General features: G+C 54.9%; 12 protein-coding genes. 9 read left to right on the top strand and 3 right to left on the bottom strand.

Annotated elements, in window-relative coordinates:
* The first annotated feature begins 497 nt into the window (after positions 1-497).
* The 5 genes from AB4O05_RS17545 to AB4O05_RS17525 all read left to right on the top strand — a co-directional run bounded on the left by AB4O05_RS17545 (position 498) and on the right by AB4O05_RS17525 (position 5870).
* A complete protein-coding gene (locus AB4O05_RS17545) occupies positions 498-1577 on the top strand; it encodes a SagB family peptide dehydrogenase (RefSeq protein WP_460136328.1) in 1080 nt (359 codons plus the stop codon).
* A 19-nt stretch (positions 1578-1596) separates the two neighbouring features.
* Entirely contained in the window at positions 1597-2424 is an 828-nt protein-coding gene (locus AB4O05_RS17540; protein ID WP_460164766.1) for a carbamoyltransferase N-terminal domain-containing protein, read from the top strand.
* On the top strand, positions 2397-3185 hold the full coding sequence (locus AB4O05_RS17535; RefSeq protein ID WP_460164765.1) for a carbamoyltransferase C-terminal domain-containing protein: 789 nt from the start codon (positions 2397-2399) through the stop codon (positions 3183-3185). The genes AB4O05_RS17540 and AB4O05_RS17535 overlap by 28 nt, the downstream gene beginning before the upstream one ends.
* The gene (locus tag AB4O05_RS17530; protein WP_460136331.1) at positions 3185-4399 is read left to right on the top strand and encodes an MFS transporter; all 1215 of its coding nucleotides are present in this window, start codon (positions 3185-3187) and stop codon (positions 4397-4399) included. The genes AB4O05_RS17535 and AB4O05_RS17530 overlap by 1 nt, the downstream gene beginning before the upstream one ends.
* A 286-nt stretch (positions 4400-4685) precedes the next feature.
* On the top strand, positions 4686-5870 hold the full coding sequence (locus AB4O05_RS17525) for an MFS transporter (RefSeq protein ID WP_460136332.1): 1185 nt from the start codon (positions 4686-4688) through the stop codon (positions 5868-5870).
* 12 nt (positions 5871-5882) lie between these two features.
* On the opposite strand, the gene AB4O05_RS17520 is transcribed toward AB4O05_RS17525, so the two are convergent.
* Positions 5883-6899: an AraC family transcriptional regulator gene (locus AB4O05_RS17520; protein WP_460137554.1), complete on the bottom strand. Its 1017-nt coding sequence runs from the start codon at positions 6897-6899 to the stop codon at positions 5883-5885.
* Positions 6900-7067: 168 nt separating this feature from the next.
* Here AB4O05_RS17520 and efeU point away from each other — a divergent pair, with 168 nt between their 5' ends.
* Genes efeU through efeO (AB4O05_RS17500) form a run of 4 tightly spaced genes read left to right on the top strand, consistent with a single transcriptional unit; the run spans position 7068 to position 11294 of the window.
* Positions 7068-7913 carry an iron uptake transporter permease EfeU gene (efeU, locus tag AB4O05_RS17515; RefSeq protein ID WP_460136334.1) on the top strand — a complete coding sequence of 282 codons (846 nt, stop codon included), beginning with the start codon at positions 7068-7070 and terminating at the stop codon, positions 7911-7913.
* Between the two features lie 10 nt (positions 7914-7923).
* A complete protein-coding gene (gene efeO, locus AB4O05_RS17510; protein ID WP_460136335.1) occupies positions 7924-9126 on the top strand; it encodes an iron uptake system protein EfeO in 1203 nt (400 codons plus the stop codon).
* Positions 9127-9140: 14 nt separating this feature from the next.
* A complete protein-coding gene (gene efeB / locus AB4O05_RS17505) occupies positions 9141-10448 on the top strand; it encodes an iron uptake transporter deferrochelatase/peroxidase subunit (RefSeq protein WP_460136337.1) in 1308 nt (435 codons plus the stop codon).
* A gap of 27 nt (positions 10449-10475) precedes the next feature.
* The gene (gene efeO, locus AB4O05_RS17500) at positions 10476-11294 is read left to right on the top strand and encodes an iron uptake system protein EfeO (RefSeq protein WP_460136338.1); all 819 of its coding nucleotides are present in this window, start codon (positions 10476-10478) and stop codon (positions 11292-11294) included.
* A gap of 41 nt (positions 11295-11335) precedes the next feature.
* Here the strand turns inward: efeO (AB4O05_RS17500) and AB4O05_RS17495 are convergent, their stop codons facing one another.
* Both AB4O05_RS17495 and pssA read right to left on the bottom strand, forming a co-directional pair.
* Complete coding sequence (locus tag AB4O05_RS17495) at positions 11336-14779, bottom strand: hypothetical protein (RefSeq protein WP_460164764.1); 3444 nt, start codon at positions 14777-14779, stop codon at positions 11336-11338.
* A gap of 147 nt (positions 14780-14926) precedes the next feature.
* The gene (gene pssA, locus AB4O05_RS17490) at positions 14927-16270 is read right to left on the bottom strand and encodes a CDP-diacylglycerol--serine O-phosphatidyltransferase (protein ID WP_460136341.1); all 1344 of its coding nucleotides are present in this window, start codon (positions 16268-16270) and stop codon (positions 14927-14929) included.
* Between the last annotated feature and the right edge of the window lie 11 nt (positions 16271-16281).

Genomic DNA, 16281 nt, shown 5'->3' with positions numbered 1-16281 from the left:
TTGAAATAAATTGATAAAAATTAACTGGAGACCTTATGCACGACACATACGCAACGATAGGGCTCAGCGATAAACATCGCAGATACAACCCCATAAAGCCGCGTAGGAAAAAACATCGAGCGATTTCCTACAAATTGAATTTAACCTTCACAAACTACAACACCAAAAAAACACAAGACATCAAGCTCTCCCTATTGACAGAAAAACTAGGCAATTTTACCGTTTTTTTGCGCCTAGTCATTTTGCGAAGGCGATAACTTTGAGGAACTCATCATGAAAAGAGCAATGATAGAACCGACCTTAAAGAATCAATCGAATGATGCTTACACCAACCCACACTTCACCATTAAGATGGTAACTACTCCGATTTATTCATTCACACCCAGACCGCACGTCGTTGAGATTTTAGAGCGTCGACCCTCAGTGATCAATCGTTGATTTAACGCCTGGGCTATGCCCAGGCATCATAAATCAACAATTACATGCGAGCACTCTCTATGTGCGCCAAAACAAAAAAATGGATTTCCAGCGAGATCTTTTTAATTATTAAAGAAGGATCCGCATATTTATGGGATTATAAAAATCACGCACAGTATGAAATAAATACAGCGGAGTTCAAGAGACTCATCAAATTCTCGATGGGTGATTGGTTAATGGATACGACCGCAGATAGATCTATCCATGAATCTGGTGTATTGCTAGACACCAAACCGGTTGATGATTGGGGCTGGGACGTGCTGTCCAAGATATTCCACATAGGCACATGTCATCCAAACCCTCCTTCCCCTGACAAGCCAGAAATGTACATTGAATATGCAAAAAGTTATTTAGAGTTTTGTGAGTCACTCCATAAAGACGAACCCGTAATGTCTTTGAAAAAAGGCGGACAGCAAACATTACTTCCGTCTCCCGATATTAACTTAATCCAAGAGGCAAGCCTTTGGAATACGCTCATGGCTCGTCGAACATGCAGAGAGTTTTATGATATTCCGTCGTCTCTGCTGGCATTGGCCACAATACTGTACGGGACGTTAGCTGACAAAAAAGAAATCGATTATGATGCACCAATTGGATCGCAAAAATTTGGCTACAGAAGAACTTCACCTTCCGCCGGTGGCCTCCAAGCGACAGAAGGATATGTATGGGTTCGCAATGTCGAAGGTTTAGCTCCCGGCCTTTATCATTACATAAGCGAGCAACATATTCTTGAGTACGTAAGGGATCTTCCTCCAGAGCCAATATCCTCTTATTTATGTGGCCAGCACTGGGCAAACAATTTAGGCTTCGCAATACTTTTCACCTCTCGGTTTGACAAACTTTGGTGGAAATACCCACACTCTCGTGCCTATCGCCCCATGCTTATTGACGTCGGACACCTCTCACAAACGGCAAACTTATTGATCACAGCGCTGGGTTTACAACCTTGGTTGACCGGCTACTTCCACGACAAAGAAATTAATGAACTCTTAGAACTGAACACCCCCGCCGAGCACATTATTTTTTTGGTTGGTGCGGGCCATGGAAGTGGGAGTTCCTATACAAAAGAAACAAGGTCGCTGATCGAAGGAACTCAATAAAATATAAAGAGGCATACTCATGGTGGGGTCTGAAAGTGAGGAATTGGCAATTCTTGGAATTAAAGATGGTCATGACGGAGCAATAGCCTTAATTCTGGGTAATCACTTAACGCTCTGTATTGAAGCAGAAAAAGATAACGGACTTCGTTTTTCAAGCTTAACGCCTGATATTTTGCTAAAAGCCATGAAAATGATCGATAAACCATTGGATGTTATAGCTCAAAGTGGATGGCGTAAAATCATAGACTCTGATTGTGATGACATCGGCGCAGGTTACTCTGGGCTGAATAAAATTATTTATCATCAACGTACAATGCTTGGACAAGATGTTGCGTACTTTTCCTCCTCACATGAGCGCTCCCATCTTTTATGCGCTTACGGACTTTCTCCATTTCCCCAAGGTCAACCCTGCTACGCGCTAATCTGGGAGGGACAATTCGGGGCATTTTACCGAATTGACAAAGATATAAATATTACTAATTTGGGTAAAGTAATTGACAATTCCGGCGACAGATTTGCGTTCTTATATGGGCTCGCGGACCCTACTTTCAACTTCGGGCCTGGACAGATACGCCTAAGCGACGCAGGCAAGCTAATGGCGCTTGCTGCGTACGGAGAGGCGAATGAAATTGATAAGGACGGCCAATACATTATTGATTCACTACTTGATGATAGTTCAGACTTTAGAAAATTCAGAAAGGATGATTTTAAAGATACCCCCTACTACAATATGGGGTTTGAAGATCCTAGATTCGCTACTCTTGCGTTCCATTTTTCAAATGCGATATTTGAAGTATTTCACCAGTTTGCAAAAAAAATGTGGTTATTGATGACGCTCCTTTATTGATTGCCGGCGGCTGCGGATTGAACTGCGATTGGAATACAAAGTGGATCGAGACAGGGCTTTTCTCTGATGTGTTTATCCCTCCCTGCCCAAACGATAGTGGGTCTGCGATAGGTACAGCTATTGATGCTTTGCTACACACCAAAGGGATAGCTAAGATTACATGGTCCGCCTATGCAGGCGAGTCCCCATGCGCTGACATTGAAACCCCGCGCGGTTTTACTCAAAAGCAGTACAACCCTCGACAAATAGCAGAATTGCTCAACAACGGTTATATATTGGGCTGGGTGCAAGGCAGGTGTGAAATGGGACCTAGAGCATTAGGAAATCGATCAATATTAGCGGCGCCGTATCCACGGGAAAATCTTGCACGCTTGAACAAAATCAAGAACAGGGAGGGATTTCGTCCCATTGCTCCCATATGTCTGGAGGAATATATGAGCGATTATTTTCAACCCGCCCACCCGTCACCCTATATGCTGGAGTTTCGAAAAGTGATTTCGAATGCCATACCGGCCGTGACACACGTTGATCACTCAGCACGCCCCCAATCAGTTAACGAATATCAAAATCCTCGCATGTATCAGTTGCTCAGTGAGTACAAAAAAGTGTCTGGCGTAGGAGTGCTCTGCAATACCTCGCTGAATTTCAACAGCCGCGGCTTTATAAACAGGTTAAGTGACCTCTCTCGTTTTGCTATTGAGCATGGGCTTGACGGGTTCGTATTCAACGACACAATTTTTTTAAAAACCGAGCCAAAGTAATGAAGGCTTCACACGAGCTCGTCGCTGTCCAGGCATTATCCAGCTTGGCATTATGGCTAGATATTTTTCTAATATTCACGGTGCCTGTATACTTGTGGAGCATTTCCCCACCTTCAGTAGCACTACTGGCTTTTTGTCTGGGTGCTCCTATGTTGTTTTTGGGGCCGATAGTTGGAACACTGATTGATCGGCAAGACATTAGAAAAACATTACTAGCTGGAGTCTTACTTCGTACGGTGTGTACCGCTGCGCTCGCCTACTCTCCAAATTTTTATGTTTTTTTAATTTTAGTTATTTTTAAAGGAATATCGAATTTAGTTTATTTCCCTTCAATTACTATAGCGGTGCGAAAATTGGTGAGCCAGGAAGAGCACAAGTCTTTTTTTAGCTATACCAGCCTGTTTGATCAGGTGTCGAAAATTACCGTGCCGTTATTAGCCGGACTGCTCACTATAGTATTGCCTCCTAAGGATGGCTTCTTTTTTTCCGCTGCAGCTGTGTTCCTCACACTGCCATTTCTAATATCCCTTTGCGCAAAAATTAAATTCACACCCGAGTCTTCAACATCGAAAATTTTATCATTATACCGTGACCTACTAAGGGGGCTCTCGATATTTAAGTCATTGCCATTTCAATTACGCATTGGCTTTCTATATTCCTTGCTCACCTCATTGGCTTTAGGCATCTACGATCCCCACCTGGCTTCTTTTCTGGCACATGAAGGTTACCCACCCATCGTATTTTCACAGATCGTCTCAGCAACTGCCGGCGGAGCTGTGTGCGCAGCCTTGTTGGTAAAATTTAAACTCAACAACATTGATGAGATTTTACTTCGGTCGTACGCGCTGATTTTTTTCGCATCCGCGTTAATAATGACTGCAACCATAGCACTCATTAGTGTACCTGGCAAAATAGTGCTTTACCCCGCCGCATGGTTTATCAATGGCTTTGGTTACGAACTATTGATTATTTCTTCAAATATAATTCTTCAACAGCTCTGCCCTCCTGAAAATATCGGAAGAGTGTCAACTTCTTTCAGAAGCGTTCAAATACTCTGCATTGTTACGGGCCCTGCCATAGGAACGCTACTTATAACACTATACGGTCGACCTGCACCTTTTATTACAGCCGCCTTTGCAGCTTTTTTCACAGCATCAACCTCACTTGCAATCTATTATTACCACTATAAAAAACCAGTCGATAACTGCAACTGAATTTTATTCGCCTTGCTACTTAGCATAGCAAAAGAAGCAGATTTAATAATTTGCTTTGCCGACGAGCCTAGAGGAGCTATTCAGGGTTATGTTGCTAACGCTTATGGCGTGGGAAGCTTTTCAGCATTTGGCAAAAATGGAGCCTTCAAAAGTAGAGACATGCACCTTAAGTTTAAATTTCAAATCTTTTGAACTTACAAAAAAACAGGTTTTTAAATAAAAAATGACTCTATTAAAGCCTTTAAAAAACAAAAACGACAATCTATATTATTCCTTGTCAATTTTCATGAACCTGGATGTCCAGAGAAGCTTGTTTGTACTTTACTTACTACAACTTGGCATCAGCCAAGGAGAAATAGGTGTTCTTCAATCTTTTTTATTCTTTTCTTGCGTAGCGTTAGAAATCCCCTCTGGTTTACTCGCAGATCGATATGGCCGTAAATTTTCTCTTATCATTGGCTTTTTAGGGTTATGCATAAGTGGCGTTGGTTTTTTACTATTTTCCTCGTTTATTCCTTTCGCCATTATATTTTGTCTGTTCGGTGCTAGTATTGCCATGGGCTCCGGCTCAGATAGGGCATTACTGTATGACAACTTACTGGCTGAACATCGAGCGCAAGAATATCCAAAAATATTATCACGCGCCCGTTCTGTTGGTGCGGTTTCATTAGGTTTATCCATGCTTCTGGGTGGTGTATTACAAGACACCTGGTCTTGGAACAGTGTTTATATTATTTTTGCGGCATCAAAGCTAATTGGAGCTTTTGTTGTAATATTAATTCCCGAATTCAAACTCCCTTCCATTTCACTGAGCTCCAATAAAAAAAACGGCACGAACGATAAAAAAACAGAACGGCTTTTCGCTTCGCTGATTAATTTTTTCCGTTCTAAAAAAGGTGCCTTTCTTATACCTTTATTTATTGGATATGCTTTATTCGAACTTGCAACGATTCCTTTATTTATCTATGGTCAGCCATTTTTTTCCATGCAAGGTTTAGAGGTACCTATAATTGCTGGCATTTATGCTGCGGTGGAAGCCATATCGGCAGTGATGTTCATGGCTGCTGGTTTTATTTGCTCCAGGTTCTCTCTCGGTATAATTGCTTTCACTACAACCGTCATTGTCACCTTTCTTCTTTTAATTCTGTCACTGAACATCGGCATAATCACTTCAATTGCAAGCTTTCTTCTAATCATGTCGCTACCTGCGGTATATGAGACCTCATATGAGACCTATATTCATGACAATGTCGAGTCACATATACGAGCATCCTGCCTATCTGTTGCAAACCTAGTCAACTCAGTTATTATCGGCATCTCCTATACTGTTTTTGGCGGGCTATTAGATGCATATGGTTTCTCGCTGACATTGATTATAGTTGCAGCTTCCTGCTTTGCAGGTTTATTTGGCGTAAGTGCAACATTGTTGTCAGGCGAACAAAAAATCCACTTAAAAAAACAACAAGCTTGATTCGTCTACACCTTACGTAGCGTCATTAAGAATCAAACTACGATAATGCCCCGGATTCGATCCGCTCCATTTACGAAACGCCTTATAGAACGAACTGGTGTCGGCAAACCCCAATCGCTCGGCAATCTGGGCAAAACTGATCTGCGGCTCGGCCAGCCAAACAATCGCCAATTCTCTGCGCACGCTGTCCTTGAGGCCCTGGTAGGTCTGCCCTTCTTCGGACAGTCGACGGCGCAGGGTCGAGGCGGAGATACAGTGAATAGCAGCAAGGCCCTCGGTCTCCGGCCAAGTGTCGGGAGGCATTTGTCGCAGGTCGTGCTTGATACGGGTAGCCAGGCTGTCCGGGTCGCGGTATTTGACCAGGATGTTGGCCGGCGCATGGGCGAGGAAACGCTGAAGTTCCTGGGGGCTGCGCTTGATTGGCAGGTCGAGGCAATCGGCGGAAAAGATCATGCGGGTGCGCGGCCGGTCGAAACGCAGGTTGTCGGAGAACATCACCCGGTAGTCGTCGCAGAAATCCGGCTGCGGGCAGCGCAGTTCAATGGCCAGGATCGGGATGCGCCGCCCCGCCAGCCAGCAGGCGACGCCGTGCACGATCATCCAGTAGGTGAAATAGGTGAAGGCGCGCTTGGGCTCGGGCTCGGGTTCGAGCAGCACGATTTCCGCCAGGCTCTGCTGGCGCACCAACTGGGCGGGCATGCGTTCGAGCATCAGCGAGAGAAAACCCAAGCCGGTTTCCAGACCCGCAGCCAGGCTGGGTTGCGCAATGGCCGCGCGGCACAGGAACGCCAGGCTGCCGGACTTGAGCTTGCGCGGGTCCATGCCGAAGAACTCATCGTCCGTGCGTCTGGCCAGCAATCGCCACAAACGTGCGTAGGCGGTGGCCGGCACGCGCGCGGCCGGTTGCTCGAGCAGGGCCGGATCGATCCCGGCTTTACTCAAGGCCTCGACGGTGGCCGTTCCTGGCGCGCAGCTCTGTAACAGGGCTTCGCGCACGAGGTGGAGGGAGATGGTGTCTTTTTCCGACATGGGAAGCTGGGTAATCCGGTCGCGCACTCGATGGCGTGCATCATAAGGGCGGTTGCGCTTAGCCACCACCGTTCAGCCAGCGTTCAGCAAAGGTCAATATTTCTTGTTTAGCAATGAGTATCATTATGTTACAACTTAGCCGCCTAACTAATTACCCTGCGGTGCCGAATGCTTGTTCCCTTTCTTATCATGCTGCGCGAAGGCATTGAAGCTGCACTGATCGTTGGCATCATTGCCAGTTACCTGCAGCAGACCGGCCGTGGCCAGTGGATGCCCGCTGTGTGGATCGGGGTGTTCCTCGCGGCTGCCTTGGCGCTGCTGGTGGGCGGTGGCCTGGAACTGGTCAGCGCCGAGTTTCCGCAAAAACAACAGGAACTGTTCGAGGGCGTGGTCGGCCTGGTCGCCGTGGGCATCCTCAGCTCCATGGTGTTCTGGATGCGCAAGGTCGCGCGCTCCATCAAGCATTCGTTGCACACCTCGCTGGATCAGGCCTTGACCGGCTCCAAACACCAGGTCACGGCGTTGATCCTGATGGTGTTTTTCGCCGTGGCCCGCGAAGGGCTGGAAACCGTATTTTTCCTGCTGGCGGTGTTCCAACAGAGCGAAGGCCCAGGCGCGCCGATTGGCGCCCTGCTCGGCCTGGTCCTGGCGATTATCGTCGGCTTTCTGATCTACAGCGGCAGTATGCGCCTGAACCTCGCCGCGTTTTTCCGCTGGACCGGGCTGTTTATCCTGGTGGTGGCCGCCGGCATCCTCGCCAATTCGGTACAGGCCCTGCACGAAGCGGGTGTGTGGAATCACCTGCAAACCGTGCTGTTCGACTTCAGCGCCGTCTTGCCGATGGACAGCCCGCTGGGCTCGGTACTCGCCGGTCTGTTCGGCTATCAGGAAGCGCCCACCCTCAGCACCCTCGGCGCCTATCTGATTTACCTGGTGGTAGCTCTGGTGATGTTTTTCCTGCCCGCCGCGCCGTCCAAGCCGGCCGCCGAACCTTCTTCCATTTCCAGTCAGTAAGGACCGCCCCTTGTCCAACCCAACTCCTCAACCGGCTTCGCCACCCCGTGCGCTGCGCTGGGCCGTGGCGGGCTCGGTGGTCTTAATGATCGCCGCCGGTGGCCTGTTCTATTACGCCTCGCAACTGGCGGCGAGCAAGCGCCAGGCCAACCACGACGAGGTCACGGTGACCATCCATGGCCACGCCTGCGAGCCGAACCAACTGACGGTGCCGGCCGGCCGCGCAAGTTTTCGCATCATCAACCGCTCCGACCGCGCGGTGGAATGGGAAATCCTCGACGGCGTGCTGGTGGTCGAAGAACGCGAGAACATCGCCCCAGGCCTGAGCCAGGTGATCAACGCCAACCTGTTGCCCGGCGACTATGCGATCACCTGTGGCCTGCTGAGCAACCCGCGCGGCGCCCTGCATGTCACGCCAACGGCGCAATCCGAGGCGCAGGCCAAGGCCAAGCCATCGATGGTGGCGTTTATCGGCCCGCTGTCGGAGTTTCGCGTGTACTTGAGCAGCCAGGGCAGCGCATTGGTCAAGGCCGTCACCGCCCTGCAACACGCCATTGACGCCGGCGACCTGGCTCAGGCCCAGGCGCTGTATGTGCCGGCCCGTGAGGCTTACCAGCGACTGGCACCAGCCTCCCAACGCCTGGCAGAGCTGGACAACGCGATCAACGCCCGCGCCGATTACTTTGAAAAACGTGAACAGGACCCGGCGTTCAGCGGCTTCCACCGCCTCGAATACAACCTGTTCGAGCAGCGCAGCCTCGATGGCCTGGCGCCGATTGCGCAGCGACTGGTGTCCGATGCCAGCCAGCTCAAGCAGCAATTGCTGGCCCAATCCCTGCCACCGGAGCAACTGGTGAGCATCGTGGTGCGCAACCTCAACAGCCTGGCCGATGTTCGCGCCCTCAGCGGTGAAGAGGAGCGTTACAGCCACGTCGACCTGAACGGTTTCGCCGCCAATCTGCAAGCCGCGCACAAAGTGGTCGAGCTGATGCGTCCGTTGCTGGCCAAATCCGCCGCCGAGCTGCTGCCGAAAGTCGACAGCGCCCTCTCCGCCTTCGATGCCCAACTCCAAGTTTTCAAAGTCGGGACAGGCTACGCCTCTTACGACAGCGTCACGGCGGATCAGCGCAAGCAGATCGCCGACAAGGCCAAGGCTCTGGCCGTTGCACTCGATGGAATCGACCCCGCCCTTGGCCTTTCCGGCCTGCAGTGAAGACGACCGCACACATGAGTGATTCAACATCTTTTGACCTACAACGCCGCCGTGTCCTGTTGGGCATGGCTGCAACCGGCGCGGCGATTGCCGGCAGCAGCCTCAGCTGCCCGGCCATGGCGGCCACCGCGCCAGAGCAAGTCACCACCGCCCCGAGCAGTGACAAGACCCACGACCACCACGACTTTTTCGGCCAGCACCAAAGCGGCATCGTCACCCCGCGCCCCGCCTGCGGCATGGTCGTGGCGTTCGACGTATTGGCCAGCGACCGCGTCGACCTGGAGCGGCTGTTTCGCACCTTGAACGAGCGCATCAGTTTCCTGATGACCGGCGGTCCCGTGGCTCAAATCGACCCCAAACTGCCGCCCACCGACTCCGGGATTCTCGGCCCGGTGGTCACGCCAGACAACCTGACCATCACCGTGTCCGTCGGCGAGTCGCTGTTCGATGAGCGCTTCGGCCTCGGCGCGGTCAAGCCCAAGCGCCTGATCCGCATGGTCGGCTTTCCCAACGATGCGTTGGAGCCGGCGCAATGCCACGGTGACCTGAGCCTGCAATTTTGCGCCAACACCTCGGACACCAATATCCACGCCCTGCGCGACATCGTGAAGAACCTGCCCGACCTGCTGCTGGTGCGCTGGAAACAGGAAGGCAGCGTGCCGCCCCAGGCCCCGGCCAAGCCCGGTACGCCGGCGCAGAGCGCGCGTAACTTCCTGGGTTTTCGTGATGGCTCAGCCAACCCTGACTCCAACGACAACAAGGCCATGGACCAGATCGTGTGGGTGCGGCCCGGCAGCGACGAACCGAGTTGGGCAGCCCATGGCAGTTACCAGGCGGTGCGAATTATCCGCAACTTCGTCGAGCGCTGGGACCGCACGCCCCTGCAAGAGCAGGAAAGCATCATTGGCCGCGTCAAGACCACCGGCGCGCCCATGGATGGCCAGAAAGAAAGCCAGGTTCCCGACTACAGCAAGGACCCGGAAGGCAAATTGACCAAGCTCGATGCCCATATCCGCCTGGCCAACCCACGCACCCCGCAGACCCAGGCCAACCTGATCCTGCGCCGGCCGTTCAACTACTCCAACGGCGTCAACAAGAACGGTCAGCTGGAAATGGGACTGTTGTTCATCTGCTACCAGGCCGACCTGGAGAAAGGCTTTATCAGTGTGCAAACCCGGCTCAACGGCGAGCCTCTGGAGGAATACCTCAAGCCGGTCGGCGGCGGGTACTTCTTCACCTTGCCGGGGGTCAGCGGGCCCAAGGACTTCATCGGACGCACGCTGCTGGCCGCTTCGCACCTTCACACCTCTGCCAACACCTGAAACCCACCCCACAGCGGAAACCGTCCCATGAAGAAGTCGACTCTCGCGTTGTCGTTGCTAATGACCCTTTCGCCCCTGGCCGCCTTCGCCGCCACAGCGCCGCTGGACCTGGTAGGCCCGGTGTCGGACTACAAGATCTACGTCACTGAAGAAATCGGTGAGCTGGTGACCCAGACCCAGGCGTTCACCGACGCCATCAATCAAGGCGACCTGGCCACCGCCAAGAAACTCTATGCGCCGACCCGTGTGCACTATGAGTCCATCGAGCCGATCGCCGAGTTGTTCAGCGACCTCGACGCCTCCATCGACTCGCGTGTGGACGACCACGAAAAAGGCGTGACCGCCGAGGACTTCACCGGTTTCCACCGCATCGAATACGCGCTGTTCTCGCAGAACTCGACCAAAGGCCTGGAAGCACTGACCGCCAAGCTCAACACCGATGTTCAGGACCTCAAGACCCGCGTCGATGGCCTGACCTTCCCGCCGGAGAAAGTCGTCGGCGGTGCCGCCGCGCTGCTTGAGGAAGTTGCCGCCACCAAGATATCCGGTGAAGAAGACCGTTACAGCCACACCGACCTGTATGACTTCCAGGGCAACATCGACGGCGCGAAGAAAATCGTCGACCTGTTCCGTGGCCAGATCGAGAAACAGGACAAGGCGTTCCTGGCCAAGGTCGACAAGAACTTCGCCAGCGTGGACAAGATCCTGGCCAAGTACAAGACCCCGGACGGTGGTTTCCAGACCTACGACAAGGTCAAGGAAAACGACCGCAAGGCCTTGGTGGGCCCGGTCAATACACTGGCTGAAGACCTGTCGACCCTGCGTGGCAAGTTGGGCCTGAACTGAGCAAGCGGCCCCATGCCTGAGCCGGTCAGGCATGGGACCTTCTACGCAGCACTGGACGGTTTGAAATCTTCCAGTGGCGTGCCGATCAACGTCCCGTTCTGCGGATTGATGGCATACCACTCGCCGTCAGACTGTACCGCGCGAACCGGTACCGCATGATTGTGACCGTCTTGAGCGGCGGCCTGTCCGGCGGCGTCCTGCTCGAGCTGAATTTGGTGCAACCCTCCCTGCAAGCCGAAATACGTGCGCAGTTTTTCCTCCGCCGCAACCAGAGTGGACACCGCCGACGCCTTGGGCAACTTGTTCACCGCCGTGGGTAGCGCAAATACGCCCTTCACGCCGCCACTCAACAGTTTCGCCGCACCGTCCAACGGATTCAAAAACGCACTGACAACAGTCACACCGTTCTCCAGTACGCGAAAAGCCTTGGCCCCAAACGGCGCAACGACCTTTGTCGATTTGACCAGAGGGCGCAGGGTCGAACCGGCCCCGCCCAGCAATGCGCCAAACGTGTCAATCATCAGGCCGCGCGTGCCTTCGATGATATTGCCCTTGGCCAGCTCCATGAAGGCCCCTACGAAGGGAATCAGGCTCAGCAGAAGGCGATCATTGAGCCGCGACACTTCACGCCGTTGCTCGACTGGCAACTCGCCCCTGGCGTTCTTCAATACCGTGTCGCGGTGATGAACAAAGTTACCCTGCATGATGCGCTCGACAATCGCCTCGGTTCGAGCCGAGGCAAAGCTGTCCGGAACCCGCTCCTGAGAGTCGCCCGCCGCGGGTGCTGGGGCAGCTGCCAAGGTGTCGCCGAGCTTGTCGATGATGATCCCCGAAGACGTCACGCCCGGCTGCGGTAGAGCGTTCGAGGTGTAGGCGGCGAAGTCAAACGGCTCCTGCGCACCGTTCTGCACCTGCACGGAGGTGGGTGCCCATGGGCCATAGGTTTTCTGAACGCTCTCAAGCGTGCCCCCCACCTTCAGCTGATCGGGCAGGTCCTCGCGTTTGACGATCAGCATCTTGTCGGCAAACACTTCGAAGTAGCTGACCTTACCGTCGTAGACGCAGCGTATCAGCGTGCCTTTGCGCCCCCGCCGCTCTTCGACCTGCCCTGCCGTCTGCTCCAGGACCAGCACCGCGTCGGTTTGCTCGCGCAGGGCGAACAGTTCGACGCTGCCGTATTCCAAGGCTTGTCGATCTGCCAGCGGCAGCTCGGCAATCATTCTGCGGGTCGTGGTGCCGAGTGCTTGTTTGAGGTCCGCCAGGTAGGTGTCCACTTCGCCGGGTAACAGGGCCTGCACATCCGGCAGCTCGGCGATTTTGCCATTCAACTCACGCACGTTCTGGTCAACAGCAGCTTGATCGGCCGGGCGCAGGCCGCGATTGAAATCAAATGGGCTTTTAGGCGGGGGACGTTGAGGTACTGTCGCCCCTGGTACCAGCAGCATCCATCGATCCTTGACCAGGTCGCCGGTCATGTAGGTCTCGATCAACGAACGGGTCATGGGCTCGGACTGTTTCATATTGCGACGCACGTCAGGGTCGGCGATATGGACCTTCAAGGCCTGCAATTGCTCGACGCTGAGGCCGGGAAACACGGTTTGCAGGTGCGCGATCGCCAAGTCACGACGTGTGGGTAGCGGTCGCTTGAATACCTGCAGCGCGATGAGCATTTGCTCGCGCCGGGCCTGGAAGGCTTCACTCGCTTGTTGATAATGCGGCGGTGTGTAGCGCTCATCGTCCGGCTTGGGATAGATACCTTGCATCAAGCCCCAGTCCAGTAACGCATCGACACCATGGTTATCCAGGACCGCCGCCTCTTCCACGGTGCTCGGGTCCAGCCGACTGAGGGCCATGATTTCATCGTGGTTCATGGCACGCGAACACCCTGCCCCGCCTTGGCGCTCGGCAAACGCGACACCCAGGCGCAAATCGGCCCATTGCATCGAGCCCATGCGCAATGTCGGGGGGACGTCACGCACGAGAAACTCAGGCGCCGCGCTCGCCAGCAGCAGGTGGGCAACCAGCGGCGCGGCCTTGGGGTTGAGCCGCTTGTTTTTGAGCAGATGAGCTTCGATATCCGCACGTACTGCGGCAAGACTTCGCCCGTTGTTGGCAGGCTGATAGATGTCGTAGCCGGCGATGGTCCCAGGACGCCCAGGCGCGTCAGGATCTATCTGCAACTTGATCGCCGCGATGATCCATTGCTTGCATTCGTCGGCTGACAATTGCGTGTTACCGGATGCCCCGCGAAATTTTCGGTTGAAGCCAAGGGCCTGCCCCCATACCAGCGCCACGTGAGTAATCAGCAGTTGATCCAGGTAATCATCGGCGTGGGCGCGCAGGTGCTCGGGTGTGCTTCGATTGACGATACCGCCAACGTCCAGCACAGCCAGGAGGTTGAACTCAGCCGCCGGGTCATCCCTCAGTTGGGCCAAAAAAGTTTTGTCTGCGCTGGATAAGCGTCCGGGTGCCCAGGTGCTCGCCAGTAGATGCGTGTAGTTTCCCTGGGGCGGTGGCGGCGGCAGTGCTGCCATGAGCCAGCGCACGAGATTTCGCAGCTCGCCCACCGTGGTGGGCAACGGTCGCCCGTGGGCTTGCAGGATGTCCTCAAGCCGCGCCTTGCCGGCGCTGTCGGTGGTCAGCGTGGAAGTGCTGCTGACCTGCACCGGCATGTCGGCCAGCGCGACGGCTTCGTCATCGGGCTTGTCTGCGATGCGTTCGGTCAGGATGTTGGCCAGGTGAGCACGCTCATCCAGGGTGCCAATCGCCTGCCTGGCAGCCTGTACCCGGTGTTGAAGGTCTGCTTTTTGAGCAGCAGGCAATGCCGACCAGTCCGCCTGCGCCAACGCATGCTCGACGTGCTGCGCGTCGCCTGAGCCGACGGGGGGCTGGACGCCATACCAGCGCAGCATCGCGTTGCGGGAAAACTGATCGCCGTCGCCACTGGCGTAGGGCAAGCCATTGCCCTGTGGATCAAGACCGCTCAAGGCGCTACGCAACCTCGCGCTCACTTGCCACCAACCGGATGAATCGCTGGTGGTAAAGGTTTGCACGCTCGAGACGCCATCACGCATGACACTGCCACTGACAGAGCCAGGCTTGATCACCAGCGTCGACAATACCAGGCCCTTGCTCAGGAACCAGGCCCGCAGCTCTGGTGTATTGAGCGCACGGCGGTAGGCATCGTAGAGCGGAAAAATCGTGGCGTCGGCCGGTACCTGGACTTTGCGGTCCGCCGCTTGGCGCAAGGTCGCGCCTCCCAGCGACGCCTGAAGCAGGCGATCAGCGGCAGCAGTGGCGTCAGGCGCGGCGGCGGGCAACGGTGGCAGCGTCCACGCGGATGTCTGCGGGGCAGGCGGTTGGGGGGCACTGCGCTTGGCGCGAACAGGCGTGTCGGGGTCAGGGTAGGGGTCGGCGGCGGGTGCGAACGGTAGCAGTGGTGGACCCAGCGTATGGGTTTGAAGGCCATGGGAGATGCTCGACATTTCTAGTTCCTCTTTACCAGTAGGCAAGAGTTCTTGTCCCTAAGAACCGTCGAGAGGAAATATACGAAGGCTGGTATTACGTGGCCGTAGGTAAACTCTCAAGAAGGCGAAGGCCGCTTGAGCGTTTGTTGTGCGACGGGCTCAGCTCTACAAGATGCGGTAGAGCAACCGCTCGATCCGTACCCGACTGACCCGGCGCAGGAACTTGCCGACCGCCTCCGGGTAATCCAGCAGCGTCTGCAATTGCTGGTACCGCTCGATACGCGTGGTGTGCTGGAAAATCTGCGCCAGCTCGACACTGCGCGGCTCCAGCCACTCGCCCTGGGGATCATCGATCAGCAAGGCGTTTTCCAGGTCGAGACGGAACGCGCGCGGGTTGAGGTTGTTGCCGGTGAGCAAGGTGTAGCGCTGGTCGATCCACATGCCCTTGAGGTGGTAGGTATTCTCGCCGTCACGCCACAGGTGCAGGTTGAGCTGGCCGGTGTCGATCATCGGCTGATGGCGCTTGGCAAAGCGGCGCAGGCTGATTTCGTACAGGTAGGGCAGTGCCGCGATGACCTTGAACGGCTCGCTGGGCGGGATGTAGAAGTCGTTGGCGGTCTTGTCGCCGACGATGATGTCGATCTTCACGCCCCGTGCCAGGGCACGATTGATTTCGCGGGTTACTGGCAGCGGCAGGTTGAAGTAAGGGGTGCAGATGGTCAGTTGCTGCCGCGCGCTGGCGATCAGCTCGAGGATCACCCGGCTCAGCGGATTGTTCTTGCCCACCCCCAACAGCGGGCTGACCGACAGCTGGCCGTTGGGCAACTGGCCCGCCGTGGTGTCATAAGCCGCGTGCTTGAGGCGGCTGCGCAAGTCGCCGATGTCGTTGCGCAGGCTACGGGTGGTCGGCGGGTTCGGCAGGTCGAGACGATGTACGGCCTTGGACGCCACCAGGCCATGTTCCACCAGATGCTGCATCGAGTCGGCCAAAGGTTTGTTGTGGATCAGGTGGTAACGGTCGAAGCGGTACTTGTCGAACTTGTGCAGGTACACATTGTTCAGGCTGGCGCCGCTGTACAGCACGCTGTCGTCGATCACGAACCCCTTGAGGTGCAGCACGCCAAACAGTTCGCGGGTTTGCACCGGTACGCCATACACCGGCACTTCGCTGGCATGGCGCTGGGTCATGGCCTGGTACCACGCGCTGTTGCCCGGCTGCTTGCCGGCGCCGATCAGCCCGCGTTGGGCACGCAGCCAGTCCACCACCACCACGATATCCAGCTCCGGGCGGGCGGCCTTGGCGGCGTGAAGGGCATCGTAGATCTCCTGCCCGGCTTCGTCCTGCTGCAAATACAGCGCAACGATGTAGATACGCCGGGTGGCCTGGGGGATTTGCTCCAGCAGGCAGCGGCGAAACGCATCCGCGCCGGACAGTACGTCAATGGCGTCAGGCGTCAGGGGGAAACCGCGCAATTTGGGCAACAGGGAACGCTTGAAGAACGACGGCATAAGGCTCGCAA

Source organism: Pseudomonas sp. S1_G07 (assembly GCF_054668565.1).
Note: the sequence above shows the minus strand (reverse complement) of the source record. Positions and strands in the feature narration are given on the sequence as shown.

What these genes read in the sequence shown, in the direction of transcription:
- efeU (WP_460136334.1), top strand. Translation starts at nt 7,068, where the DNA reads ATGCTTGTTCCCTTTCTTATCATGCTGCGCGAAGGCATTGAAGCTGCA.
- pssA (WP_460136341.1), bottom strand. Translation starts at nt 16,270, where the DNA reads ATGCCGTCGTTCTTCAAGCGTTCCCTGTTGCCCAAATTGCGCGGTTTC.
- efeO (WP_460136338.1), top strand. Translation starts at nt 10,476, where the DNA reads ATGAAGAAGTCGACTCTCGCGTTGTCGTTGCTAATGACCCTTTCGCCC.
- AB4O05_RS17495 (WP_460164764.1), bottom strand. Translation starts at nt 14,779, where the DNA reads ATGTCGAGCATCTCCCATGGCCTTCAAACCCATACGCTGGGTCCACCA.
- AB4O05_RS17540 (WP_460164766.1), top strand. Translation starts at nt 1,597, where the DNA reads ATGGTGGGGTCTGAAAGTGAGGAATTGGCAATTCTTGGAATTAAAGAT.
- efeB (WP_460136337.1), top strand. Translation starts at nt 9,141, where the DNA reads ATGAGTGATTCAACATCTTTTGACCTACAACGCCGCCGTGTCCTGTTG.
- AB4O05_RS17525 (WP_460136332.1), top strand. Translation starts at nt 4,686, where the DNA reads ATGAACCTGGATGTCCAGAGAAGCTTGTTTGTACTTTACTTACTACAA.
- AB4O05_RS17530 (WP_460136331.1), top strand. Translation starts at nt 3,185, where the DNA reads ATGAAGGCTTCACACGAGCTCGTCGCTGTCCAGGCATTATCCAGCTTG.
- AB4O05_RS17520 (WP_460137554.1), bottom strand. Translation starts at nt 6,899, where the DNA reads ATGTCGGAAAAAGACACCATCTCCCTCCACCTCGTGCGCGAAGCCCTG.
- AB4O05_RS17545 (WP_460136328.1), top strand. Translation starts at nt 498, where the DNA reads ATGTGCGCCAAAACAAAAAAATGGATTTCCAGCGAGATCTTTTTAATT.